Consider the following 23,931-nt stretch of genomic DNA (forward strand, 5'->3'; position numbering starts at 1 on the left):
TGGATGATTGACCAAAATATTTAATACTGGTTAGCGAACTCCTCTGATTGTACGCATGTCACAAGCGACAGATGACTATAGCGACTTGATTAGCCGACGGAAGTTCGTCAAACTGACAGGTGTCTCCGGGGCAGCGGCGCTGGCCGGCTGCGGGGGCGATAGCGGCGACGGCGGTGCGACCGAGAGCGACGACGGTGGGGCCACCGACAGCGAGGGGGGCTCGGGCGTGCTCAGCGCAACTCTCACTGGCGCGACGAACAACGGGGTGCCGTCGAACCTGCACGTGAACCCGATGGCGACCCAGAACTACGACTGGATCGCCGGCAACCACCTCTTCGAGCGGTTCGCCGCCTACAACTTCTCCACGCAGGAGTTCGAACTGGCAGGCCTCGAAAGCTGGTCCTTCGAGGGACAGACGGTCACGCTCACCCTGCGCGAGGACCTCGCGTGGGACACTGGCGACCCCGTCACGGCCGACGACGTCATCCTGCAGTTCAAGCTGATGAAGAAGACCGGAGCGACGCTGTGGGACTTCGCCGACAGCGTCGAGAAGGGCGAGGACGATAAGACGGTCGTCATCACGCTCGAGCGACCGTCGAACCCGGAGATCATCAAGCACACGCTGGCCAACGGCGACCTCCGGATTCACGGCTACCAGCCCGTCTACGAACAGTTCCTCGACAAGGATGCGGCTGCCGTCCAGCAGTTCCAGTGGGAGGAGGACATCCACGGCAACGGCCCGTTCTCCTACGAGTCGAAGAACGACCAGGCGTGGACCCTCTCGCGCAACGACGACTTCCACAGCGCGGACGACATCAACTTCGAGACGTACGAACTCCTGAGCCGACAGGACAACACCGCACTCCAGCAGGGCCTGATGGGCGGCGAACTCGACGTCGTCACGAGCCTGTTCGCCCCGCCGAAGATAGTCGCGAACTTCCCGGACCGCGTCGAGGAGGTCCAGCTGCCGGCGAAGTGGGGCTACGGTATCATGTTCAACCACGACGACCCCGTCTTCGGGAAGCGGAAGGTCCGACAGGCCGTCGCGCACGTCATCAACCGCAAGCAGGTCGCCGACAACGCCGGGCCGCGGACGAAAGACCCGGCACCGAAGGTCACCGGCATCGCGCCGTCAGACCAGGAGTCGTGGCTCGGCGACGCCTTCGATAGCTTCGAGGGCTACGGCATGAGCGCCACCCAGTCCGAGAAGGCTGCCACACTGCTCCGCGAGGCGGGCTACTCGAAGTCCAGCGGCAAGTGGCGCGACGGCGACGGCAACACGCTGGGCGGCAGCTACGTCACCCCGGCCGGGTGGACCGACTGGACGACGGCGACCAACACCGTGGTCGACCAGCTGAACGCCTTCGGCTTCGACTTCGAGATTAACTCGCTGCCCGGCGGCGACTACTTCGGGGCCTACATCGAGTCCAACTTCAAGATGGGCGCGTTCTACTGGCTGCCGGGCGGCGCCCGGTCGTCGTTCCCGTACTTCCCGCTGCGCTGGCAGCTGAAAGCCCCCGACATCAGCGGTGGGCACAACTTCTCGACGGGCGAACACACCGTCCCGGCGATGAACGGGTCTGGCGAGATGACGCTGAACCCGCTCGAAGAGATTCGCACCGTCGCGACGACCCAGGACGAAGCGCAGGTCGCCGAGACGGTCAAGCGTGTCGCGTGGCACCACAACCAGAACCTCCCTGTGCTGGGTCTGGTCGGCAAACTGGACCAGTCGTGGCTCACAGACGCCGAGTGGGACGTCGTGTCGAAGGACGACCCCGCTCGCGGCGTCAAGTGGCCATCCCACTGGCTCCCCAAGCAGGGCAAGCTCAGCGCCACCGAATAACACCACTAAAGGAAGTACGCAATGGTCAACTACTACGTGCGGCGGACCGCCAGAGTCTTCGTCACGATATACCTCGTGGCGTCGCTGACCTTCGGTCTCGTCCGGTTGCTCCCCGGCGGTCCGTTCACGCTGTTACGCGCACAACTACTCCGTCAGGGGGTGCCGGCCGACGAGGTAGACGCCAGAATCGCGAACCTACAGAACATTCGACCGGACGCGCCCCTCTGGCGCCAGTACATCGACTACATGGGTGCGCTCTTTCAGGGGAACCTCGGAGAATCCATCTCGCTGGGTGAGCCCGTCGTCTCGGTTCTCGCCAGCGCGGCGCCGTGGACGATATTCGTCGTGCTCGTCTCGACGATACTCGTCTTCGTCGTCGGCATCTTCCTCGGGTCGCTGCAGGCCTACTGGGAGGGGAGCCGGTTCGACCAGTTAGTGACCGGCGTCTCGATTTCGCTGATGTCTGTGCCGTTCTACGTCGTCGCCGTCATCGCGCTGTACATCTTCGCCTACCAGTTCGGCTGGCTCCCGACGGCAGGGACCGTGGCGAACGGCGTCGAGCGGGAACTCGGCGTGCCGTTCGTCGTCAGCGCCCTGAAACACAGCGTGCTCCCCATCCTCTCGTACACGCTGGGCGCCGCGGGCGGGCAGGCACTCGCGATGCGGGGCAACAGCATCCAGGTGCTTGGCAACGACTACGTGCAGGTCGCGCGCCTCCGTGGCCTCTCGGACAGGCGCATCGCGACCCGGTACGTCGCTCGGAACGCCATCCTGCCGATGTACACCGGGTTCCTGCTCCTGCTCGGCTTCCGCCTCGGCGGCACCGTCATCCTGGAACAGATATTCTCCTACACCGGCCTCGGCTACTACATGATCTCGGCGCTGAACGCCAACGACTACCCGCTGATGATGGGGACCTTCCTCGTCATCACCGTGGCGCTCGTGCTCGGCGTGTACGTCGCCGACCTGACCTACAGCAAAATCGACCCGCGAATCAGCGCAGGTGAGTCAGATGAAGCATACTGAGACGGACAGCACGGGCGTCGACTGGCGGAGCGAGAACGCGTCGGCCCCGGACATGTCGACGAGCGAGCGCCTCCGGGAAGTGTACGAGGAGCGGATTCGAACCCCGATGGTGGTCGCGTGGGCCGATTGGCGGACCCGTTTCGGCTTCATCATCCTCGGGTTCTACCTGCTGATGGCGCTCGTCGCGGTGTTGGGTCTGTGGCGCGAGCCGTCTACCAGCCAGGCACCGCGGTACCTCATGCTGTTCGAGAACATGAACTACCCTCTCGGCACGACCGCTTCGGGGGTCGACCTCGCCGCGCTCATCATCCACTCGACGCCGTCCATCCTGCTGATGATTACCGCCGGCGCGGTCTGGGCGACGGGCATCGCGGTCGGTATCGGTACCCTCGCTGGCTACAAGGGCGGCCGCGTCGACCGCATGTTGATGTCCTTCTCGGACCTCGTGATGGCGATTCCGGGCCTCCCGCTCGTCATCATCCTCGCGGTGACGCTCAACCCCGAGAACCCCATCCTGCTGGGCGTCATCATCAACATCAGCTACTGGGCCGGTCTCGGCCGGTCGCTACGCTCGCAAGTACTCACAATCCGCGAGAACGACTACGTCGAGGCCTCCCGGACCATGGGGGTCAGCACACCGAAGATAATCGCGAAGGACATCATCCCGAACCTGATGCCGTACGTGACGGTGAACTTCGTGTTCGCCGCGCGCTACGTCATGTTCGCGTCCGTGGGGTTGTACTTCCTCGGCGTCCTGCCCTACTCCACCCAGAACTGGGGCGTGACGCTGAACTTCGCGTACAGCGGCGGGGCGCTGTTCTCGTGGAGCGCGGCCCACTGGCTCCTGGCCCCGATGGTCGCCATCATGGGCCTCTCGCTGGGCCTCATCCTCCTCGGACAGGGGATGGACCGCGTGTTCAATCCCAGAGTCCGAACCCGGATGGCCGGCGAGTCGAAGTCGACTGCCTCGGACGACGAAGACGCAGGCGTGACGGAGGTGCTCTAGATGGCTCACGAAGCTGCAACTCGACGAGACGACGACCCGATGGACGCGACCGACCCCATCATCGAGATGCGAAACGCCAGGGTCACCTACGACGACGGCGAGACGTTCGTCTTAGACGACGTGAGCATGGCCGTCGAACGCAACGAGGTGGTCGGTGTCGTCGGCGAGAGCGGCAGCGGGAAGTCCATGTTCGCATCGGCGATGCTCGACGCAATTCCCGACCCCGGCAGACTGTCGGGGGAAATCCTCTACCACAAGGACGACGGGACGACTATCGACGTCCTCGAACTCAGTCCGGAGGAACTCCGCAAGTTCCGCTGGGAGGAGGTCGCGATGGTGTTCCAAGGGGCGATGAGTTCGTTCAACCCCACGATGAAGGTCGGCGGCCACTTCGAGGAGACGCTGAAGGCTCACGACGCCGACGTGATCGAGGGGATGGCGCGTGCAGAGGAACTCCTCGCGGACCTGTACCTTGACCCCGAACGCGTGCTGGACTCGTACCCGCACGAGCTCTCGGGTGGGATGCAACAGCGGGCGCTCATCGCGCTGTCGCTCGTACTGGAACCAAACGTCCTCGTGATGGACGAACCGACGGCCGCGCTGGACCTGTTGATGCAACGGTCCATCCTGATGCTCCTCCAAGAGCTACAGGAGAAGTACGACCTGACGATGGTGTTCATCACGCACGACCTGCCGCTGGTGGCCGCACTGGCCGACCGGATGGCCGTGATGTACGCCTTCGACCTCATCGAGGTCGCGCCGCGGGACCAACTCATAGGCGACTCTGGACACCCCTACACGCGGGCGCTGCTCAACTCGACGCCGAACCTCGATGCCCCCTTAGAGGAGATGCGCGCTATCGAGGGCCAGAGCCCCGCCCCGATCAACGTGCCCTCGGGGTGTTCGTACGCGCCCCGCTGTCCGCTGGCGACCGAAGAGTGTCGCGAGGTCGACCCCGAGTTCTACGAAACCGGAGTCGGCCACAGCACGGCCTGTCACCACTGGGAGCGGGCGCGCGAGACCATCGACCTGAACTTCGAGGCCGTCGAGGACGACGCTGTCGGCGCTGACACGGAGGACCACGCATGAGCCAGACCCACGACACCGCCGACCGGCGGAGACAAGACGAGGAACCGCTCGTCTCGCTGGAGGACGTCGAAGTCCACTTCGAGAAGAATCAGGGGCTGTTCGACTTCTTCGAGGAGCCGGAGGTAGTCAGGGCCGTCGACGGCATCTCGCTCGACATCGAGGAGAACGACGTCCTCGCACTCGTCGGCGAGAGTGGCTGTGGGAAGTCGACACTCGGTAAGACCAGTATCGGGCTCCAGCGCCCCACCGCGGGCACGGTCCGCTACCGGGGACAGGACGTCTGGGCCGCCAAGGACGGCCGGGGCGACGTCGACATCCCGTTCGACGAGATACGCTCGTCGCTCCAGATTATCCACCAGGACCCCGGGAGTTCGCTGAACCCGAACCAGCGAATCGTCGACATCCTCGCTCAGCCCATCAAGTTGACGCACCCGGACGTCGGTCCCACGGAGCGACGCGAGCGCATCTACTCGCTGCTCGAACGCGTCGGGATGAACCCCGCCGCGGACTTCGCCGACCGCTACCCGCACCAACTCAGCGGCGGCGAGCAACAGCGAGTCGCGCTCGCTCGCGCGCTGTTGATGAACCCGGACCTCATCCTCGCGGACGAGGCCATAAGCGCACTCGACGTCTCGCTCCGCGTCGAGATGATGGACCTCATGTTGGACCTGCAGGAGGACTTCGACACGTCGTTCGTCTTTATCTCGCACGACCTCTCTAACGCGCGGTACTTCGCCGAGCACGGGAACGGCCGCATCGGCGTGATGTATCTGGGCGAACTCGTCGAAGTCGGGCGGGCCGAGCAACTCATCGAGGACCCCGGCCACCCCTACACGAACGTGTTGCGGTGGGCGACACCGGACCTCGCACTGCACGCCGACGGCGCGAGCGAACCGCCGATGCGGAAGATAGACATCCCCGACCCGGTCGACCCGCCGAGTGGCTGTCGGTTCCACACGCGCTGTCCGGAGGCAAGAGAGGCCTGTCGGGAGGCCTGCCCCGCCTTGGAGGGCGAGACAGGTGCCCACCGGACCGCGTGTTTCCGCAACCAACCCGACCACGAGTACTGGGACAGCGCGCCGTTAGAAGACTGAGGCGGCGGCGCCGCCTACTCGTCTCCGGGTTCGGGCGTCAATCGGCCCGACTCGACCATCTCTTCGAGCGGGTGGCCATCTATCTCTGCGGGGAGGTCGACCCGACCGTTCCGCCGGACCGACTCGTAGCCCGCGAACAGAATCTCGGCAGTGTTGAGGCCACGCCGTCCACTGATGACCGGTTCGCGGTCTTCCTCGAAGGCGTCGACGACTTCGCTGGCCGACCGGTCCTGAAACGCCGAACCGTACCGGTCGTCCTCGGACCCGGTGACGTGCATCGTCTCGCCGTCGACGTCGACGGCTCTGCGGTCCCCGCCGTGTGCCACCTCCAGCATCGGTCCCTCGTCGACGTCGATTCGTATCTCGCCGGTCGTGCCCCGGAGGACGAACGAAGCGTCGGCGAAATCGCCCCCCTCGCCACCAGAGAGCGTGCCGTAGACGCCGTTGTCGTAGCGCCACTGCGCCCACATCTGGTTCTCCTGGTGGGTCCCGAATCGCACGTCTTCCTCACGGTAGTCCAGCGCGGCTAACACCCACTCGGCGCCGTGTTCGTCGTTGAACATCCCCGCGAGGTCGACCGTGTGGGCCCCGATGTCGTAGAAGTCGCCCCACGTAATCTCGACCCGTTCGAGGTCGCCGATTTCCCCCTCGTCGAGCAGTCGCTTGGCCTCGACGAACGGCTTGCCGAACCGGCGCTGTCGGTTGAAGGTCAGTTGTACGTCGTTGCGCCAGCATTCCTGAACCATCGTCCGCGCGTCCGGCCAGTTCGTGGCCATCGGCTTCTCGCAGTGCACCGCGTCGACGGTGTGGCTCCGGGCACAGCCGACCACGACATCGTGGTGGACCGCAGGCGGCACGGCGACCGTGGCGATGGCCGGGTCCAGTTCGGTCAGCATCGTCTCGTAATCCTCGTAGACGGCCGTCTCGGGCAGGTCGAACGTCTCCCCGAAGGCAGTCCCGTGCTCCGGAACGACGTCCGCGACGCCGACGACCGCACAGCGAGGGTCGTTCTCGAAGGCTTCGGCGTGGCGATATCCCATCGCGAACCCGTCGACCGACGGATTCGCCGGGTCCGGTCCCGCACCGATGACGACGACTTCGTACGTATGCATATCTCTGCTCTAACCTCGGGCGAGTGAGACAAAACCGTTACGCCGGGACTGACCCCACACCTATACGGGACCGGGTCGAGACAGACGACTATGAACGTCCTCATCATCGGCGGTACGGGACTCATCAGCACGGGAATCACCCGACAAGCGGTCGCCGCTGGTCACGACGTGACCGTGTTCACTCGCGGACAGACTGAAGCGAACCTCCCGGCAGCAGTCGACCGAATAACGGGCGACCGGACCGAGCGCGAGGCGCTAGAACGCGCCCGTGAATCGCTCTCGCTCGACTGCGTGATAGACATGGTCGGCTTCGACCCAGCGGACGTCGAGACGGCCATCGAGGTGTTCGACGGCTGCGTCGACCAGTACGTCTTCTGTAGCACGGTCGACGTGTACCATCGGCCGGTCGAGACGATTCCGATTCGCGAACGTGCCGCCCGCGAACCACCGGTCAGCGAGTACGGTGCGGACAAGGCGGCCTGCGAAGACCGTCTGTTCGAGGCGTACCGTCGAGACGGGTTCCCCGCGACGATTATCCGCCCGTGGCACACCTACGGCGAAGGCGGTGGCATCATCGATACGCTCTCTAGCGACGCGTACGTCGACCGTCTCCGGCGCGGCAAGCCAATCGTCGTCCACGGAGACGGAACGTCTGTGTGGGGACCGTGTCACCGCGACGACGTGGCCGCCGCGTTCGTCGCCGCCGTCGGAAACCCCGAGACCATCGGCGAAGCCTACCACACGACGGCGACGGAGCCGATGACGTGGAACCAGTACCACAGGCGGGCGGCGGCCGCACTGGACGCCCCGGAACCGGAACTGGTCCACGTGCCAACTGACGCGCTCCGCCGAGCGGTCCCGGACCGGGCGACAGCAGTGCTGGACCACTTCCAGTTCTCCACGGTGTTCGACACGACCAAGGCCGAGCGTGACCTCGGGTTCCGGCAGACCGTCTCTTGGGAGGACGGCGTCCAGCGAACCGTCGACCGTCTCGCGACCGACGGCACTATCGCCGACTGGGACAGCGACCCCGAGTACGACGCCGTCGTCTCGGCGTGGCGGAACGCGACCGATTCCTTCGCCGCGGCACTCCAGTAACGCACCGCGCGGGCGGTGTGCCCGCGTACTCTCGACGCAGGGTTACTCGGTGACGATAGTCGTGAAGCCGTCGAAGTTGAGGATGACGCGCTGTGCGAAGTCGCCGAAGACAGCTTTTCCGGTCGGCGAGCGTGACGACCCGACGATGAACACGTGGTCACAGTCGTGTTCGTCGGCCGTCTCGAGGACGGTCTGGGCGCGATTGGTCTCCGAATCGACAGCGACGACGACTCGCGTCTCGCCGGCAGCGTTCGACAGTACCGGTTCGGTGAACGCCTTCGCGTCCGCCGCCGCCCCCTCGATGACGGCAGAGTGGTCGTAGTCGACGTGTTCGACCTGGCCGACTGACTCGAGTGTGTCCACGTCCGCGTCGTACTCGGCCCCGTCGAGATGCCACAGGACGACGAGTTCGTGCCCCTCGTGGAGCCACTCCGCCGCTTCCGCCATCAAATCGCGATGCGTCTCCGTGTCTCTGAGACTTACCAGCCCGCGTTTCATACACCCGAAACAGCCCCGCTCAGTGCATAAAACTACCGACAGTGGGGATAGACACGCATCCGTCGGTCGAATGACCGCCATTGCTCCCCCGTCGGCTTCCGAGAGGAGCGAGTCGACCGGGACGTTAATGACCGTGTAGACGGACGTGAACGTATGGCACTGAAAGAGTACCTGCTGGACGCCGCCTGCGAGCAACGGAACCAGATTCCGCTGATGCTCGCCGTCGTCCTCGTGATGGGGGTCCTGCTGGCGTTCTCGTTTCTGTTTCTCCAACCCGGAACTGCCGCGTACGTCATCGCGCTCGTGGACTTGATCCTGGTCGTCGGCTGTCTCGTCACGTTCGGCGGCACCTACTGGTACTGTACGAAGCGAGCGATGGACGACTGACGGGGTGCTACTGAGCGAGGAAAGCCGCCGTGTCGTCGGCGAACGTTGCCACCTCGTCGTTCGGGTCCGTCTCCGCGACCTCTCTGAGCGCGTCGGCGTATCGCTCGTCTTCGAGGAACCCGAGCGTCTTGACGGCCCGCGCCCGGACGACGCTCGCGTCGTCGTCGAGACAGGAGACCACAGAGTCTGCGACTGGGGCCACCGCCGACGGCGTGTCGCGTCCGACCGCAGCGAGGACCTCCAGCGCCGCCCCGCAGACCACGGGCTCCTCGACCGCCGTGAGGTCCGCGAGGGTGTCGACGTGGTCGGCGACTGCCGACGGGTCCGCCTCGGCCACCGCGACAGCGACGTTGGCGAACACCTGCCGGGCGATTCGGTGGTATTCCTGTTCCTCCTCTTCGTGCTCTCGAACGGTCCGCTGTGTCACGCGGTCGTCGACGCAGGCCGCTACCGACGACTCGTCCCGAGTGGGTAAGCGGCCGAGATGGTCGAGAAGCGTCCCGACGATCGGTGTGCAACGATCCGGTTCCTGTTTGGCGACGGTTGCGAGCAGTCGTGCGCCCGATAGCCTGACGCCACCGAGTTTGGAGTCGACCAACGTCACCGCGTCGTCGAGGACGCCAGCGACGACGGCGGGGTCGGCTGTACCGGCCTCTGTGAGCGCCGCCGCGGCGGTCCGGACCACACCGGGATTGTCGTCGCGTAACGCTCGTCCGAGTGCGTCGACGAACGGTCGAATCGCGTCGGCGTCCGCTTCGGCGACCATCACAGCGACGCGTGCACCTCGTTGGCGGACGGGGGCCCGGTCGTCGTCGAGGGCTGCGTTCACCTCAGCCGGGTCGACCGACTCGGGCGTCACCTCGTTCAGCACCACCTCTCGGAGAGGGGGCTGGCTCGTCCCAGACATGTACGCTCGTTTTCGTGCCGACCGTAAAATACGTACCGGTGTCACTTGGTGACACGCACACTGCTCACCCAGTCGCCGACCCCTACCAGACCTGGTCGAGTAACGTCTGTATCGGGAGCGTGACGGCGATGCGGTGGAGTTCCACGTCCTCTTCGGTCGCGCCCCGCCCGCCGATGCGGACCCGTACCTCTCCCGTGTCGACAGTAACCGTCTCGACGCCCGTGAGGTCGGCGACGTCGGTCGGGCACCGCTTCCCGACCGGGTCGGGTACTGGACGTCCGCGACGGTTCCCGTCGCCCCCCACGTCGTGTGCGCTTCGAGTCCAGAAAGACTCGGGAGCACGCCGGCGGCTGCTGCCGCCTGCAACAGGCCGCGTCGGGTCAGTGGCAGGCCGCCATCGCTGTCTGTCTCGTCCGACCGGTCTGGGGACGGTTGGCGCATACTCTCGTCGTGCTGTGTGTTCCCTTGCATAGTTGCGTCGCCAACCGGACGCCATCAGGCACACGGTGGCACGTCAAGGCAGTAGTGGACGGAGGTCATATCCCCTGTTACCACGTCGGTCGTGGCAACCTTCATAACCGGTAGGGTAGGACCGTTCCCGTCGCCGGTTCGGCACGAACGGAGACGCAACTCTTCGTCGGCAGTGAGAGCCCGACCGGAAGTGGCGACGGCCGGGCGGTCGATGGCATGGTGGTGCTAACGGGCCGTCGAATGACGGCCCACTGACTGACACAACCCTCGCGAGACTGCGAGAGCAATGGTCTGGAGCAACGTTACTCCGGCTGTTAGTAATTAGTAATAGCTGATAAATTTGGCGGTGTATATCAGGGTTCCAAACGTGACCGGCGGATCGAACGTCGTCGGTTCGCGAAACGGCTTCAACTCACTGTTCAGGGTTTGGGTACGCAGCAGTCCCCCACAGTACGGCAGGTTCAGAGCCGAGGAGGCATGTTTGACAAAACCATATATAATCTGTTACTATATTTTTCCGACCCTCTCTTTTCTGTAATAGCATTACAACGGCGCTTCGGTATAATTGAAAAGTTGTCAGGTAGTCGCCGATGTAAAATATTCTGTATCAATTGATCTGAAGCGGAGAAGAGATCACCGTACGAACTTCCGACCCACTCATAACACAAGTACGTCCGTTATGTGTGATCGTGGATCCGGTTGGCTCTGTCGGGAAGGCCCGTTTCCGATGATGGACCCTTGCATGCGTCTTACCAGGAGTGACTCGTGACTGTAGTCGCATTCACACAGTCGTTCTCAGCTGTCTGAGTAATATCCATATCCATTTTGTGAGTTCTGGGAGGTATTTCATTCTATTCTGCGATATTTTCCTCCTTTTTTGTGGACGATACATACAATGTGAGGGCTTAAGCACCTAAATCCAGCTTCCATCAGTTAATATCTCCCAGTCACAAACGTATAGACAGTATACATCAGGCGACCAGTGGCTACGCAGTTCCTGGCCGCCCTATATGACGAAATCACTCGCCTCGGTACTTCGTCTCGACAATATACTCGCGGATCGGTCGTCGATGGTCCCCGAACAATCGCGTCTTCTCGACGCCACGACCGCTGCGCATCCACTTGTTTACAACGGGAGGTCATAGAGGGAAGTCGAGAGACCGGTCGCGTCACTCACCATTCGGATACGCGGATGGATGGAATCGACGCCGGGGTTAGCGCTGGCTGGTCCCCGTGACGACGGGTCGACTCGGGGAGCAACAGCGAGGCGCTGGGTGCAGCGAAGCACCTCGCAAACGTGTAGCGGCGAAAGGTCACAGAACTCTCGAATCCACGTACCGACACACGTTCAGTCGACGGTCTCGACGACGAACCGGCGGGCTTCGATGTCCTCTAACATCGCGCCCCAGCCGCCCACAGTGTAGGTCTCGTCGGGTGTCTCGAGCGTGACGGTGGCCTCGTCGGTGAACGTCGCCAGTGCAGGGCCGTCTTCGCCGGCGGTGTAAGTGATGTCGTCGACGCGGCCGGTGAACTGGCGCTCGACGCCCTCGCCGCGAACCTGGCCATGGACTGTCATCACCACCTCGCAGCCTTCGTCGATTAGCGGACGGATGTCACGGATGCACTCGCGGATGTTGGTAAACGTCCGCGGGAGCGTGTCCTCGCGGGCGTCGAATACCTGCGGCCACGGCTCCCAGAAGGCCGTCTGGAAGTACCAGTCGAACATCCGGGACAGAGAGTAGTCGTTGACCAACAGGCCGTACTCTTGGCGTGGGTGCAGCGTCTCTTCGGGCGTAAACGAGACGGACATTCGGTCGGCCAGCAGGAGGAACGGCGTCGGAAGCCGTCGGTGGCGGACCTCGGTCACAGCGCCGTCGAAGTCGAGGTCGGGCAACTCCTCGACGCCCGAGAGAGTGGCCTTGACGACGACGCCCCGCCCCACGGCGGCCGCGAGCGACTCGCGGAACTCCCGGAACTGCGCCGGGGTCAGCGCCACCTCTATCTCGTTCTCCGCGTCGTCGATCTGCTCGGCGGCACGGTCGTAGATGGTCGAGACCGGGCGGATGATGCTGACCTGGTGGTTCTCGACGGTGGGCTTCTCCCAGCGTTCACGGAGTTCGGAGCCCGCCTCCGTGACCGTGTCGGCGTAGGCGTCCAACTGCTCGATGACCTCCTCGGGGTCTCGTGCGCGAGCGTGGAGACTGCCCTTCTCGTAGGTTTCGACGTAGCCACTGCCCTCCAGATTCCGGAGCACGTCGTAGATGCGGGCCTGCGGGACGTCGCTCGCGTCGGCTATCTCCGTCGCCGAGGCGCTGCCCACTTCGAGGACGGTGACGTATGCGTCGGCCTCGTACTGGGTCAAGCCGATGTCTTCGAGGGTGGTGCGGAGTGTCTCCGTGTCCATTGGCGGCACTTCTGTCGTCTCGTCGCTAAAGCGTGACGCCTTCCGGCAGGGACTCGGTCTCGACGGCACGGTTGAACACGGCCGCGCCGGTGTCGCCGTCGAACACGTGGACGCGGTCTCGCGGGAACCGCAGTCGGACCGTCTGCCCGAAGTCGATGTCGTACTCGCCTGCGACGGAGGCGACGAGTTCAGTGCCGCCGACGTCGAGATGGATGAGGTTCTCCCGACCCATCGGCTCCACGACTTCGACGGTTCCCTCGACTGTATCGGGGCCGGCTTCGGTCGCCAGTTCGATGTCTTCGGGGCGAACGCCCAGTGTGACGCCGGTGGCCTTCCCGATACGGTCGGCCTGCGCGTCGGTGAACGCGTACTCGACGCCGTCGGTGGAGCCGACACCGGAGCGAGCGTCGTAGTCGAGTTCGAAGAAGTTCATCGAGGGCGAGCCGATGAACCCGGCGACGAACCGGTTGGCCGGCTCGTGGTAACACTCGAGTGGCGTGCCGAGTTGTTGGAGTTCCCCGTCGTTCAGGACGGCGATTCGGTCGCCCATCGTCATCGCTTCGGTCTGGTCGTGGGTGACGTAGACGGTAGCGACCGACAGTTGCTCGTGGAGTTGCTGGAGTTCCGTTCGCATCTCCGTCCGGAGCTTCGCGTCGAGGTTCGAGAGCGGTTCGTCCATGAGGAACACCGACGGCTCGCGGACGATGGCCCGTCCCAGTGCAACTCGCTGTTTCTGCCCGCCAGAGAGGGCGTCGGGCCGACGGTCCAGTAACTCGTTGATGCTCAACATCTCGGCCGCCTCGAAGACCCGTTGGTCTATCTCCGCGTCGTCGAGGGCCGTCGTCATCTCCAGCCCGAATCGCATGTTCTCCTCGACTGTCTTGTGCGGGTACAGCGCGTAGTTCTGGAACACCATCGCGATGTCCCGGTCTTTGGGCTTGGCGTCGTTGACCACGTCGTCGCCGACGCGGACCTCACCCTCGGTCACCTCTTCGAGGCCCGCCAAGAGGCGGAGTGTCGTCGACTTTCCACACCCCGAAGGACCGACGAGGACGAGGAACTCGCCGTCGCGGACCGTGATGTCGAGGTCGTCGACGGCGACGACCGGTCCGTCGTCGGCGTCGAAACGTTTCGTGACGCCGTCGTACTCGACGGCGGTGCGTGTCTCTTGGGCGCTCGCCATTGTCTACCGTACCAGTCAAACGCCGGGGACTTAGTAGTTACTACTCCAGTAGTGTGAGTGTTTCAGACGCTGAAACCGACGAGCCACGGGATGAAGGACGGCGAGAGGTAGACGAACCACTGGACGGTCCAGGCGAGCCCCAACCACAGGAGTCCCCACGGCGACGAGACGAGGACGGGGCGGACCGGCCAACGGGCGCCCTCGTTCGTGCTCTCGCGGGGGTAAACGAAGTCCGCGAGGAAGTGCAACGCCATCCCGAGGGTCACGAAGTGAATAGTCGTCGCGAACACGGGGGGGAGTAGGCCCACACGTTCGAGCCCAGTGTACACCAACGCCGGGAGGAGGAACGTGTGGAGGAGCCACGACCGGTGGAGCCGTTCGTCGACGGTATCGAGTTCTGGGAGCAGCGTGCCCGCGACGAGCGGGACGGCGACGGCGGGATGGTAGCCGAGGACGACGGCGAGGAACGCGACGGGGACGGCACTCGCGACGTGGCGTTCGGGGCGGGTCACGACCCACCACCCGTCCGGAGCGTGCCCTGATAGGCACGAACCACTCTGAGTGCACCGTCACCGGCAGTCTCCTCGTACGCGACGACTTCGAGGACCGCCAGCAGTCCCGGCAGGAGGAGTACGGCGGCGATGCCGAGGCCGAGACACAGCACGACCAGCAGGGAGGCGAACAGGGCATGCAAGACAGAGAACGAAGGCGTCGAGAGGAGGTGCCGACCGGCGTCCCACAGCGCCTGTCGGGCCGACGGCGCACCCTCCCGGACGAGCAGCGTCGCGGCCCGGAGCACCGTGACGAGCGCGGCACTGAGCGCGTATCCACCGAGTATGGCGCCGACGAGCAACGGTCCGCTCCGGTTGGCAACGGCGAGGCCGGCGTAGGCGATGGTGGTCACGGCCACGGCCAGCACGAAGACGCCGAGTGGCAGGCCACGACGGAACTGCTCGCGGAACGTCGTCCGGAACACGCGGAGGCGGTCCCGCTCCGTGACCTTCCCGCCCGCCGCTCGACCTGTGACACCCTCGGTCTGGGCCGCGACCAGCGCGACGACGGCCGGTCCGAGCGTGACGAGCGGGAGCGTCGCCAGCGAGAACACGAGACTCAGCGCGACGACGCTGGTCAGGTCCGAGTAGGCCGCGCGACCGAACGCCGCGAGCGTGCCGACCGGGTCGAGGGTTGGACGGGATGTCATAGTGGTGTCTCCGGGGTGGGTCGGTGAAATTGGTTACTCCACGAGTAATGGTGGTGCGACGGGGTCCCCGTCGACGGCCCGCAGGCACGCGAGCGGGGCGGCGGCGGCCCACGCTTGCGGTTCACAGGCCTCGCCGTACGTGACCGGCACAGTCGTCCGGTCACGGTCGAACCCGGCGAACAGTTCGGGCAGGCGGTCGTTGCCGCGAGCGCGGGCCGCCGCGACCAGTCCCTCGCCGACCCGCCGAGCCGCGTCCTCGCGGTCGTAGCGGGCCATCCCCAGCGCACAGAGGGAGTTGTCGTGGGGCCAGACGCTGCCGAGGTGGTAGCTCTGTGGGTTGTAGGCATCGTGGTCGGCCGAGAGCGTGCGGATGCCCCAGCCGGTGAACATGTCCGGCGCGAGCAGTCGGTCGACGACGCTGTCGGCGCGGGTCTCTGGGACGATACCGCTCCAGAGACAGTGCCCGGGGTTGGTCGTCACCGACGGGATTTGCTCGCCAGCGCCGGTGACTGCGACGGCGTAGAACGACTCTTCGGAGAGCCAGAACGCATCGTCGAACCGCGTGCGGAGGCCGTCGGCCGCGCGTTCGAGTTCGCGGGCACGGTTCGGGGCGCCGACGTGGTCGGCCAGTTCGGCACCGCGTCGCATAGCGTCGTAGGCGTACCCCTGGACTTCGGCAGCAGCGAGGTCCCCACTGGGGTGGCGCCCGTCCGGGAACAAGATGCCGTCGCCGCTGTCTTTCCACGCCTGATGACGGAGGCTCCCGGACTCTCCGCTCTCGAGGTCGTACGTGACGAACTCGCCGTCGCCGATGCCGTACTCCTCGAGCCACGTCAGCCCACGGTCGACGTGGGGCCACAAGTCGGCCGCGAATTCGTCGTCGCCGGTGAACCGCCACGTCTCGTGGGCGAGGACGACGAACAACGCCGTCGCGTCGACGGTTCCGAAGTACGGTCGATGCGGGACCAGTTCCCGGGCGGTGAGTTCCCCGTGTCGAATTTCGTGGAGTATCTTTCCGGGTTCGGCGTCGCGTTCCGGGTCGACCTCGGTCGCCTGCTGTGCTGCGAGATACCGACAGGTCCCCTTCGCCACTTCTGTGGTCAGCGGCAGAGCCTGATAGGCCGCGATGAGAGAGTCACGTCCGAAGGCGGTGGCGAACCACGGAACGCCCGCCGAGAACAGCGGACCGTGCTCCGTGTCGAGGCGGAGTTCGAGCAAGTTCTCCCGGCTCTCTGCGAGCACGTCCTGCCAGCTCTCGTCGTGGTCAGGGAGCGTCGTGGCTTCCAGCCACCGATGTTCCCGCTCGCGAACGTCGCGTCGGGCCTTGTCGACTGCGTCGACGGCGGAACTAACCGGTCGGGTCGGCGTCACGGCGACCGAGAGGTCGCGGTGTTCGCCGGCAGCCAGCGTGAGTGGGAGCGTCAGCGTCGCGTCGGCCCGCTGGCCGTCGGTCGTCACGGCCGGGTCGGCATCCGTCGTGCCGTCGACGGTGACCGACACCTCCCGGTCGAAGTCGACGTCGTCGGGGTCGTAGCTGAACGTCACGCCGGCGTCACCGGTCCGTGCCTGTACCGTCCGCTCCATCTCGGTCCCCATGCCACGGACCTCGAACAGGTCGTCGAACCGCGTCCCGAGCGAGAGGGTCAGAGTCGTCTCGGTCCGGTCGTCGGTCAGGTTCGAGACAGTTATCCGCTCGTAGAGGCCGTCCGTGACGAACTGGTGGCGTGCGACGTGGTAGCGGCGCGCACCGGTCTCCAGCGGAGAGCCCAGATGCAGGAGACGCTCGCCCGGTCTGACGTCCACGACTTCCAGCGCGTCTAAATCGGTCGGTAGTGAGAGATCGTAGCAGTCGAGGTGTCGGACGTCGCGGTGATAGAAGCCATCGTGGTCACGACTCGGCTGCCCGTCCTCGTCCGTTACGAGAAACGTCGAGCCGGTGACGACTGTGCTGTCGGTCTTCATCGTGCGGCGATATACCGGTGGTGGGTAATAAAACCCCACGTCAGTTACTACTGGAGTAGTTACACCTAGGAAAGATTTAAGTACTCTCGCTATTTCGTTGTGCACGAACGTACATGACCGACGACAGCACAAACGGACGACTCTCACGGCGGCGGTTCGTGGCGGGACTGAGCACGGCGGGGGCGGCGGCGTTCCTCGCAGGGTGTAGCGACGACAGTGGTGGTTCGAGTGGTGACGGGTCCAGCGGTGACGGGTCCGGTAGCACGACGACGACCGCAGGGACGACGACGCCGATGAACGCCGACATCACCCTCTCGGGGTGGGCGGCCAACAACGAGGAGTCCGCACTCGTCACGGACCTCGTCTCGGAGTTCGAGTCCAACCACGAAGGCATCGGAGTCGACTACAACCCTATCCAGTCGAAGTACAAACAGAAGCTCAAAACCCAACTCGGGGCTGGCAACGCCCCCGACGCGTTCTACGTCGACTCGTCGTACTTCCCGTCGTTCGCGTCGGCGAACGTCCTGCTCTCGATGGAACCGCTCGCCGAATCGGAGGACTACGACACCGACGACTTTTTCGACCCACTGCTGGACGCGTTCCGCTTCGATGGCACGCTGTACGGTGTCCCGAAAGACTTCTCGACTCTGGGACTGTTCCACAACACGGCGATGTTCGAGGAGGCCAGCGTCGACCCACCGACGACGTGGTCACAGTTCGAGGACGCGCTCTCGGCGCTAAAGGACAACGTCTCGAACGAGAGCTTCAAGGCCCCGATGATAGAGTACGCCAACGGCCGCTCGTGGTGGGCGTTCCTCTATCAGAACGGCGGGCAGGTTCTCTCCGAGGACGGTAGTGAGGCCGTCTTCGCCGACGACCCCGGCGTCGAGGCGCTGGAGTTCCTCACCGGACTGAAAGAAGACGGCCTGCTGGCAGTCCCGAGTGACCTCGGTTCGGGGTGGCACGGGGCCGCAATCGCCAATCAGGAGGTCGCGACAGCGATTCTCGGGCCATGGGGGCTGCCATTCCTCGAAGGATACGAGGACAACCCCGACATCAACGGTCAGATAGACGTCGCCCACCTGCCGAAGCCGAGCGACGGCGAGAAGGCGACCATCGCGTACACGGTTTCGTACAGCGCCTCAGCGAACACTGACAGCCCAGCGGCGACCCGCGAACTGATCCGGAGCCTCACCAGCGACGAAGGGATGGCTCGCTGGGCAAAGAAGGGGCTGGCGCTGTCTGCCCGGAAGTCCCACGCGGATCTCGACTACTACGACGAGCACCCGCGCCGGAAGACGTTACTGGAGGCCGGTGACTGGTCTCAACCCTTCTCATTCGGCCCCAAGAGCGAGTCCATCGTCAACCGTGTCCGCCCGCAACTGGAGGCCGCGATGTTAGGGGAGAAGTCACCCTCGGACGCACTGTCGACCGCCCAGCAGAAAATCAACGACGAGGTCCTGTAACCGCCTATGGCGACCGAGTCCCAGCGGTCTCTGGTCGGGGACGTACTCGCCGGCACTCGCCGGATACTCGCCAGTGCCAAGCATCGCGTGGGAATCACCGAGGACCAGAACAATCTCATGGGATTCGCGTTCGTCGCGCCGAACATCCTCGTCTTCTCGGCGTTCCTGCTGGGGCCGGTGCTCTACGCCTTCTACATCTCGTTTCAGGAGTGGAGCATCCTCGCGGGTGCCGGCACCTGGGTCGGATTGACGAACTACGTCGAGGTCCTGCGCCCGCTACCGCTGGCTTACACTGGCAATGGGTTGACGTGGCGACCCGAAGTACTCACGAGTCCGTCGGCGAACCTCTGGTGGTACGCACTGAAGAACACGTTCGTGTACGCCATCGGGACGGTCCCGCTCCAGATATTCGGTGGACTCGCGGTAGCACTCATGCTCGACAAGCGCGTGCGGTTCAAGAAGACCTATCGCGCGGCCTACTTCATGCCGGTGATGCTGTCGGGCGCGGCGTCGGCGGTGATGTGGCGCTGGTTCCTCGCCGGCGACGGCGTCATCAACAGCGTCCTGCCGACGTTCCTCGAACACAACTGGGCCGGTGACCCGGGGACTGCGCTGGGCGGCGTCATGCTCATGGCCGTCTGGGGCGGTATCGGCTCGAACATGATATTCTTCCTCGCGGGCCTACAGAACATCCCCGAGGAACTGTACGAGGCCGCCCGTATCGACGGGGCCAGCGCCTGGCACCGCTTCCGGCACGTCACCTGGCCCAGTCTCGGAAACACGAACTTCTTCGTGTTCGTGATGGCCATCATCTCAGCGTTCCAGGTGTTCGGCATCGCGCTGGTGTTCTCCGAGGGTGGCCCCGTTTACGCGACCACGACGACGGTCCTGCTCATCTATCAGCGTGCCTTCGAAGAGGGTGCCTTCGGTGAGGGCGCCGCGATGGCGTTCCTCCTGTTCATCCTCATCTTCTCCTTTAGCTACTACCAGTACCGCTACCGTGACGAGACGGAGGTGGACTACTGATGGCTCGCTCGAACTACGAGTACCCCGGCTACGAGCGCAGTGGCGCCGGCTACTGGACGAAGACGACACTGCTGTACGTCCTCGTCACCGCCGGCGCGCTGTGGATGACGCTGCCGTTCTGGTGGACGCTGACCACCTCGCTGTCGGCGTCGCCGACGGCGGCGACGGTGTCGTTCATCCCCGCAGAGTTCACGCTCGACAACTTCCTCACGCTGTGGCGACGACCGGACATCCTGCTGGTCCGGTGGTTCGTCAACACCGTCATCTTCGCGGTGACTGTGACGGCGTTCAACCTAACCTTCGACTCGCTGGCGGGCTACGCGCTCGCGAAGGTCGACTTCTGGGGCCGGGACAAACTGTTCCTGGGGTTCATCTCGACGATGATGATTCCGGGTATGGTGACCTTGATTCCGGTGTACCTCATCCTCGTCGAACTCGGCTGGATCAACACCTACCAGGGGCTCATTGCGCCGCTGGTCGCCCAACCGCTGGGTATCTTCCTGCTGCGCCAGCACTTCAAGAGCCTGCCGTCGGCGCTGGGCGACGCGGCGAAGATAGACGGCTGCAACGAGTTCCAGACGTTCTACAAGATATACCTCCCACTGGCGAAGCCGGCACTTGCGACGCTCGGCATCTTCACGTTCATGGGTGCCTGGAACAACTTCCAGTGGCCGCTCATAATCGCTAACGACAACGAGATGTACACGCTGCCCATCGCACTGTTCGCGGTGCGCAACCAGTACTTCGCAGAGTGGGGGCTGATGATGGCCGCCGCGCTGATCATCGTCGCGCCGGTCATCGTCGCCTTCCTCGCCGCGCAGAACTACTTCATCCGCGGGATGAGCCTCTCGGGGATGAAGGGGTAGTTCGATTCCGGCCCGAAACGTTATCGGGGGCCGGAGACGTTTCCAGCAGGAACATCAACCGCATCGCGGCTCATGTTACTGAGACTTATACAGACACACCCGTGGGTAGAGCGTCAGCTCGGGCGGCACACATGTCCCCGAACGCACCGAAGATTCTGACATCCTCCCACGCCTCTAGCCACGGTAGAGTACGGCTCAGGGCCCCCTAACTTCGAGTGCGTCACCAGAGAGAAATCCCGTAGCCATCAGTCGTCGAACGATGGCAACCAGTCCGTTGTCGAATCCGCGGCCGAAAACCCCCTGTTCGTGTTCACGGCCGTCTTCCATAGTTTCAGAGAACGAACTCACCAAGATAGCCTCGCGGTCCGCCAGTAACAGCCGACTGATCTCCGTGTCGTCGCCCGGGAGCGGCGAACGACTCAGCCAGTCCAATCCCGATACGAACACCTCGATATCCGGGAGTGAGTCCTGAACCTCGACCTGGAGGTCTTCGTCGATCGTGCCGACGATAGTGTTTACACCACGTTTCTGGGCCGCCCGCAGCTGATTGGCTAACTGGTCGGTGAAAATGCTCTCGTGCCCGATCACGAGTATCAACTCGTCTGTTGACCCTTCGATCAATTGTTGTGTCCGACTAGTGATGCCCTGATTCCCCGAGAGGGCCCATACTTCATGGGTTGCTTCCTCGGTATCGTCCTCGTCAGTTCGTTCGAGCCCGCTCAGTACACCTCTTAGTGACTGCGCGCGCTCCACATACTCCGACTCGAGTGTATTGACGGCTTCGTCGACCGTGACCGCCCGAAACACCTGTGGATTCGAGTGTTGTGTCTCGACTAACCCCTTCGATTCCAGCACGCGAACCGCGTCGTAGACGCGCGTTCGAGGTACCTCGGACGTCTCGCTGATGTCTTTGGCCGTTCCACGTTGCCGACGCGAGAGCGCTACGAACGATTTGGCTTCGTACTCTTTGAGCCCGAGTTTTTGGAGCAGTTCGATCGCTTCTTCTTGATTTGAAACATCATTCATTGGTCCCAACCTCGACTGCTACAGTGTCTTTCGTCCCCCGGGCGTATAGTACATCGCACTGGTATCAAGGGCTGTCACTCATATAATTACACAATATTGAAGAAATCAGACGTTCTAAGCCCAGCAAACTATGACTTCTCAGCTGTTCACTCATTTAATCACAATACATCTATGTACGGGTAGCACGCAGGGTAGCGTGGCGTGTAGTAGCAGAACTGGTCCCAACCTCTCTGTTGCTACACGTCTGAAACCACCACACACGGTGGCTTTCACTAGACTGGTGACGATTCGATGTCCGGTGACCCATCCGACAAAGCACGTTCCACGGCCGTCAAGCAGCTGAAAGCACTCGGCCTCAGTACCTACGCCGCCCGAACGTTCGTCGCACTCGTCAGTCTCAGAGAGGGTACCGCCCAAGACGTAAGCGAGGTCGCCGACGTCCCCCGGACACGCGTCTACGATGCAGCGGACGAACTCCGGGATCGTGGCCTCGTTGACGTAAAACAAGCCAATCCCAAACAGTATTGGGCGATTTCGACGGAGACGGCCGGCCGACACTTCGAGCAAGAATATAACCACCGCGTAACGTCTCTAACAGACGCGCTCGAGGCACTCGAAACCGCGAATCATACCATCGAACAGCGGGGCGTCTGGACAGTAACCGGCCGGGAGACGGTGACCGAGCGCGTGGTCGATTTCATCTCGGGAGCTGACGACGAGATCGTGTACATGACTTCCGAGAACCTGCTAACCGAAGAGATTGCCGACCATATATCACGTGCTAGCGACCGTGGGGTATCGATTCGCCTCGGCGAGATGTCGGAATCCACCGAGGATCGTCTCGAACAGAGACTCCCTCACGCGCAATTTTTCGAATCGTTGTGGGATTGGGCGGACACGCCAGCCGGACGGCTTCTGATGGTCGATCAGAAAAAAACACTCGTGAGCGTACTCGTCGACGGTGATGGTGGCCACCCGCCCGAACCGCTTGACGAAACCGCTATCTGGGGTTCAGGGCCGACAAATAGTTTAGTCGTCGTCCTGAGAGCGATGTTCACCTGGCAGCTCGACAACAATCGGGAGTAGTCTCGTACTCTGTAACTCAGAGAATCACAAAAACCATATGCAGACACAGTTCGTAAATTAGGGAACAGAAGTCATAGTGGTTCACCCTGCTGTCGCTACTCCCTCTACAACCGGTGATCGAAAATGTGCGACGATACGAATAAGATAGGCAACTCGAATCCAACCGACCAGCCCGGAAGCTCAGACTCGACACGCACTACAGTTCATCGGAACTGGAAACAATCGGGCCAACCCAGTGTGACCATCGTCGAAGCCGTTACTGCGGCTACCGATCGGATGGCGGCAGACATGCCACCACTACACGAGACGATCGATACAGATGCCCTCGATGCGCTGCTCAATAGACAGTCATCGTCTGTAGCAGTCTCGTTTCGGTACGCCGATGCCGACGTCTCGATAAAAGGGAACGGTACCCTCGAAATCGAAGTCGGTGGATACCCATTCGAAGAAAACAACGAGTAATGTAGACCGAGCGCTGAAGACGCATACTGGCGTTCTGTGACGCTCCAGCGGTTCTCATCGGTCTGCCGTGCAGATTCTGAGAAAAGTCTGTATCAGGATAACTCCGTAGATGTATCCTCTCGATGACCGTCAATTACCTCAAGCAGGGAGAGAATGTTCTGAAACTCCTGGCCTCGGCACACGATGCTCTGATCCGCATCGTAATCGATCACGTTCGCTTCCTGTAACATCGGCAGATGAACGTGGTGAAGTTCGATACCTCGGTTTTCTACGGATCCGTTCGCATCTGAATTCATCGGACCCTCCCCACCCAGATGCTTCTTGAGTTGATCTACAGTCGTCCCGTCAGATGTCTCAGCCACCCGGCGGAGGATCTGTCGTCGCTGCTGTTTAAGCAGCAATCGTAGCGCTGTCTCGGTCGATATCGGCTCTTGTAAGTCGCTCATGATTTGCCCCACCATGTTCCGACGGGACACTGGCTCGCATGAACATGGGCTAGATACTTTATATGCCCAGCAGAAACCAGTGTCGTTGACCCGAATCCTCAAAGTGTGTCGGCAACTCGAAAAGCAAATGAATTGATCCGGAGAAGGGCACTGTCTAGTTCTGGATGACCTCACCTGGCGTTTTGCCGTCGAGTGCCTGGTTCGGTCGTTCGTGGTTGTAGTGGTGTCTGAAGCGTCGTAGCCACTGTTTCGCGCTGGATTGACTGCCCCTC

General features: G+C 63.2%; 24 protein-coding genes. 12 read left to right on the forward strand and 12 right to left on the reverse strand.

What is annotated here, in order from left to right:
• Positions 1-55 precede the first annotated feature (55 nt).
• Genes EGH21_RS19095 through EGH21_RS19115 form a run of 5 tightly spaced genes read left to right on the forward strand, consistent with a single transcriptional unit; the run spans position 56 to position 6,058 of the window.
• Complete coding sequence (locus EGH21_RS19095; RefSeq protein ID WP_220620001.1) at positions 56-1,843, forward strand: ABC transporter substrate-binding protein; 1,788 nt, start codon at positions 56-58, stop codon at positions 1,841-1,843.
• A 21-nt stretch (positions 1,844-1,864) separates the two neighbouring features.
• On the forward strand, positions 1,865-2,869 hold the full coding sequence (locus tag EGH21_RS19100; protein ID WP_220620002.1) for an ABC transporter permease: 1,005 nt from the start codon (positions 1,865-1,867) through the stop codon (positions 2,867-2,869).
• Complete coding sequence (locus EGH21_RS19105) at positions 2,856-3,875, forward strand: ABC transporter permease (RefSeq protein WP_236035678.1); 1,020 nt, start codon at positions 2,856-2,858, stop codon at positions 3,873-3,875. The genes EGH21_RS19100 and EGH21_RS19105 overlap by 14 nt, the downstream gene beginning before the upstream one ends.
• Positions 3,876-4,964 (forward strand): ABC transporter ATP-binding protein, encoded by a 1,089-nt coding sequence (locus EGH21_RS19110; protein ID WP_220620003.1) that lies wholly within the window; start codon positions 3,876-3,878, stop codon positions 4,962-4,964.
• Entirely contained in the window at positions 4,961-6,058 is a 1,098-nt protein-coding gene (locus EGH21_RS19115; RefSeq protein ID WP_220620004.1) for an oligopeptide/dipeptide ABC transporter ATP-binding protein, read from the forward strand. The genes EGH21_RS19110 and EGH21_RS19115 overlap by 4 nt, the downstream gene beginning before the upstream one ends.
• A gap of 14 nt (positions 6,059-6,072) precedes the next feature.
• On the opposite strand, the gene EGH21_RS19120 is transcribed toward EGH21_RS19115, so the two are convergent.
• Positions 6,073-7,170: a Gfo/Idh/MocA family protein gene (locus tag EGH21_RS19120; RefSeq protein ID WP_236035679.1), complete on the reverse strand. Its 1,098-nt coding sequence runs from the start codon at positions 7,168-7,170 to the stop codon at positions 6,073-6,075.
• A 90-nt stretch (positions 7,171-7,260) separates the two neighbouring features.
• Here EGH21_RS19120 and EGH21_RS19125 point away from each other — a divergent pair, with 90 nt between their 5' ends.
• Entirely contained in the window at positions 7,261-8,268 is a 1,008-nt protein-coding gene (locus EGH21_RS19125) for an NAD-dependent epimerase/dehydratase family protein (RefSeq protein WP_220620005.1), read from the forward strand.
• Between the two features lie 42 nt (positions 8,269-8,310).
• Here the strand turns inward: EGH21_RS19125 and EGH21_RS19130 are convergent, their stop codons facing one another.
• A complete protein-coding gene (locus EGH21_RS19130; RefSeq protein WP_220620006.1) occupies positions 8,311-8,766 on the reverse strand; it encodes a universal stress protein in 456 nt (151 codons plus the stop codon).
• Positions 8,767-8,919: 153 nt separating this feature from the next.
• Between EGH21_RS19130 and EGH21_RS19135 the strand changes: the two genes are divergently transcribed.
• On the forward strand, positions 8,920-9,153 hold the full coding sequence (locus tag EGH21_RS19135; protein WP_236035680.1) for a hypothetical protein: 234 nt from the start codon (positions 8,920-8,922) through the stop codon (positions 9,151-9,153).
• A gap of 7 nt (positions 9,154-9,160) precedes the next feature.
• On the opposite strand, the gene EGH21_RS19140 is transcribed toward EGH21_RS19135, so the two are convergent.
• The 7 genes from EGH21_RS19140 to EGH21_RS19170 all read right to left on the reverse strand — a co-directional run bounded on the left by EGH21_RS19140 (position 9,161) and on the right by EGH21_RS19170 (position 17,281).
• Positions 9,161-10,060 (reverse strand): HEAT repeat domain-containing protein, encoded by a 900-nt coding sequence (locus tag EGH21_RS19140; RefSeq protein ID WP_220620007.1) that lies wholly within the window; start codon positions 10,058-10,060, stop codon positions 9,161-9,163.
• An 82-nt stretch (positions 10,061-10,142) separates the two neighbouring features.
• Positions 10,143-10,364, reverse strand: a complete 222-nt coding sequence (locus EGH21_RS24620) for a TrmB family transcriptional regulator sugar-binding domain-containing protein (RefSeq protein WP_220620008.1) — start codon at positions 10,362-10,364, stop codon at positions 10,143-10,145.
• A 1,515-nt stretch (positions 10,365-11,879) separates the two neighbouring features.
• Complete coding sequence (locus EGH21_RS19150; RefSeq protein ID WP_220620009.1) at positions 11,880-12,935, reverse strand: TrmB family transcriptional regulator; 1,056 nt, start codon at positions 12,933-12,935, stop codon at positions 11,880-11,882.
• A 25-nt stretch (positions 12,936-12,960) separates the two neighbouring features.
• Positions 12,961-14,118 carry an ABC transporter ATP-binding protein gene (locus EGH21_RS19155; RefSeq protein ID WP_220620010.1) on the reverse strand — a complete coding sequence of 386 codons (1,158 nt, stop codon included), beginning with the start codon at positions 14,116-14,118 and terminating at the stop codon, positions 12,961-12,963.
• Between the two features lie 62 nt (positions 14,119-14,180).
• On the reverse strand, positions 14,181-14,630 hold the full coding sequence (locus EGH21_RS19160) for a hypothetical protein (RefSeq protein WP_220620011.1): 450 nt from the start codon (positions 14,628-14,630) through the stop codon (positions 14,181-14,183).
• Positions 14,627-15,319, reverse strand: a complete 693-nt coding sequence (locus tag EGH21_RS19165; protein WP_220620012.1) for a YesL family protein — start codon at positions 15,317-15,319, stop codon at positions 14,627-14,629. Before EGH21_RS19165 ends, EGH21_RS19160 begins: the two co-directional genes overlap by 4 nt.
• Before the next feature lie 33 nt (positions 15,320-15,352).
• A complete protein-coding gene (locus tag EGH21_RS19170) occupies positions 15,353-17,281 on the reverse strand; it encodes an amylo-alpha-1,6-glucosidase (protein WP_220620013.1) in 1,929 nt (642 codons plus the stop codon).
• 113 nt (positions 17,282-17,394) lie between these two features.
• Here EGH21_RS19170 and EGH21_RS19175 point away from each other — a divergent pair, with 113 nt between their 5' ends.
• From EGH21_RS19175 to EGH21_RS19185, 3 genes are read left to right on the forward strand one after another with little or no spacing between them, the layout of a single operon-like run.
• Positions 17,395-18,747 (forward strand): ABC transporter substrate-binding protein, encoded by a 1,353-nt coding sequence (locus EGH21_RS19175; protein WP_220620014.1) that lies wholly within the window; start codon positions 17,395-17,397, stop codon positions 18,745-18,747.
• Between the two features lie 6 nt (positions 18,748-18,753).
• Positions 18,754-19,773, forward strand: a complete 1,020-nt coding sequence (locus EGH21_RS19180; protein WP_220620015.1) for a carbohydrate ABC transporter permease — start codon at positions 18,754-18,756, stop codon at positions 19,771-19,773.
• Positions 19,773-20,639, forward strand: coding sequence for a carbohydrate ABC transporter permease (locus tag EGH21_RS19185; RefSeq protein ID WP_220620016.1), 867 nt, complete (start codon positions 19,773-19,775; stop codon positions 20,637-20,639). Before EGH21_RS19180 ends, EGH21_RS19185 begins: the two co-directional genes overlap by 1 nt.
• A 195-nt stretch (positions 20,640-20,834) precedes the next feature.
• On the opposite strand, the gene EGH21_RS19190 is transcribed toward EGH21_RS19185, so the two are convergent.
• On the reverse strand, positions 20,835-21,665 hold the full coding sequence (locus tag EGH21_RS19190) for a TrmB family transcriptional regulator (RefSeq protein ID WP_220620017.1): 831 nt from the start codon (positions 21,663-21,665) through the stop codon (positions 20,835-20,837).
• A gap of 291 nt (positions 21,666-21,956) precedes the next feature.
• On the opposite strand from EGH21_RS19190, the gene EGH21_RS19195 reads away from it, so the two are divergent.
• Together EGH21_RS19195 and ddfA are read left to right on the forward strand one after the other, a co-directional pair.
• Entirely contained in the window at positions 21,957-22,751 is a 795-nt protein-coding gene (locus tag EGH21_RS19195) for a TrmB family transcriptional regulator (RefSeq protein ID WP_220620018.1), read from the forward strand.
• 237 nt (positions 22,752-22,988) lie between these two features.
• On the forward strand, positions 22,989-23,213 hold the full coding sequence (gene ddfA / locus EGH21_RS24480) for a DdfA family disk-determining factor (RefSeq protein ID WP_425433318.1): 225 nt from the start codon (positions 22,989-22,991) through the stop codon (positions 23,211-23,213).
• Between the two features lie 92 nt (positions 23,214-23,305).
• On the opposite strand, the gene EGH21_RS19205 is transcribed toward ddfA, so the two are convergent.
• Both EGH21_RS19205 and EGH21_RS19210 read right to left on the reverse strand, forming a co-directional pair.
• Positions 23,306-23,659: a DUF7344 domain-containing protein gene (locus EGH21_RS19205; protein WP_236035682.1), complete on the reverse strand. Its 354-nt coding sequence runs from the start codon at positions 23,657-23,659 to the stop codon at positions 23,306-23,308.
• 154 nt (positions 23,660-23,813) lie between these two features.
• Positions 23,814-23,931 (reverse strand): integrase core domain-containing protein (locus EGH21_RS19210; protein ID WP_220618984.1); only part of this gene is annotated, 118 nt, incomplete at its 5' end.

Origin of the sequence: Haloarcula rubra (genome assembly GCF_019599465.1) — an archaeon.
Lineage (GTDB): Archaea > Halobacteriota > Halobacteria > Halobacteriales > Haloarculaceae > Haloarcula > Haloarcula rubra.

Bases quoted from the DNA above. Each gene is read 5' to 3' on its own strand.
- EGH21_RS19095 (WP_220620001.1), top strand. From the start codon at position 56: ATGTCACAAGCGACAGATGACTATAGCGACTTGATTAGCCGACGGAAG.
- EGH21_RS19100 (WP_220620002.1), top strand. From the start codon at position 1,865: ATGGTCAACTACTACGTGCGGCGGACCGCCAGAGTCTTCGTCACGATA.
- EGH21_RS19105 (WP_236035678.1), top strand. From the start codon at position 2,856: ATGAAGCATACTGAGACGGACAGCACGGGCGTCGACTGGCGGAGCGAG.
- EGH21_RS19110 (WP_220620003.1), top strand. From the start codon at position 3,876: ATGGCTCACGAAGCTGCAACTCGACGAGACGACGACCCGATGGACGCG.
- EGH21_RS19115 (WP_220620004.1), top strand. From the start codon at position 4,961: ATGAGCCAGACCCACGACACCGCCGACCGGCGGAGACAAGACGAGGAA.
- EGH21_RS19120 (WP_236035679.1), bottom strand. From the start codon at position 7,170: ATGCATACGTACGAAGTCGTCGTCATCGGTGCGGGACCGGACCCGGCG.
- EGH21_RS19125 (WP_220620005.1), top strand. From the start codon at position 7,261: ATGAACGTCCTCATCATCGGCGGTACGGGACTCATCAGCACGGGAATC.
- EGH21_RS19130 (WP_220620006.1), bottom strand. From the start codon at position 8,766: ATGAAACGCGGGCTGGTAAGTCTCAGAGACACGGAGACGCATCGCGAT.
- EGH21_RS19135 (WP_236035680.1), top strand. From the start codon at position 8,920: ATGGCACTGAAAGAGTACCTGCTGGACGCCGCCTGCGAGCAACGGAAC.
- EGH21_RS19140 (WP_220620007.1), bottom strand. From the start codon at position 10,060: ATGTCTGGGACGAGCCAGCCCCCTCTCCGAGAGGTGGTGCTGAACGAG.
- EGH21_RS19150 (WP_220620009.1), bottom strand. From the start codon at position 12,935: ATGGACACGGAGACACTCCGCACCACCCTCGAAGACATCGGCTTGACC.
- EGH21_RS19155 (WP_220620010.1), bottom strand. From the start codon at position 14,118: ATGGCGAGCGCCCAAGAGACACGCACCGCCGTCGAGTACGACGGCGTC.
- EGH21_RS19165 (WP_220620012.1), bottom strand. From the start codon at position 15,319: ATGACATCCCGTCCAACCCTCGACCCGGTCGGCACGCTCGCGGCGTTC.
- EGH21_RS19170 (WP_220620013.1), bottom strand. From the start codon at position 17,281: ATGAAGACCGACAGCACAGTCGTCACCGGCTCGACGTTTCTCGTAACG.
- EGH21_RS19175 (WP_220620014.1), top strand. From the start codon at position 17,395: ATGACCGACGACAGCACAAACGGACGACTCTCACGGCGGCGGTTCGTG.
- EGH21_RS19180 (WP_220620015.1), top strand. From the start codon at position 18,754: ATGGCGACCGAGTCCCAGCGGTCTCTGGTCGGGGACGTACTCGCCGGC.
- EGH21_RS19185 (WP_220620016.1), top strand. From the start codon at position 19,773: ATGGCTCGCTCGAACTACGAGTACCCCGGCTACGAGCGCAGTGGCGCC.
- EGH21_RS19190 (WP_220620017.1), bottom strand. From the start codon at position 21,665: ATGAATGATGTTTCAAATCAAGAAGAAGCGATCGAACTGCTCCAAAAA.
- EGH21_RS19195 (WP_220620018.1), top strand. From the start codon at position 21,957: ATGTCCGGTGACCCATCCGACAAAGCACGTTCCACGGCCGTCAAGCAG.
- EGH21_RS19205 (WP_236035682.1), bottom strand. From the start codon at position 23,659: ATGAGCGACTTACAAGAGCCGATATCGACCGAGACAGCGCTACGATTG.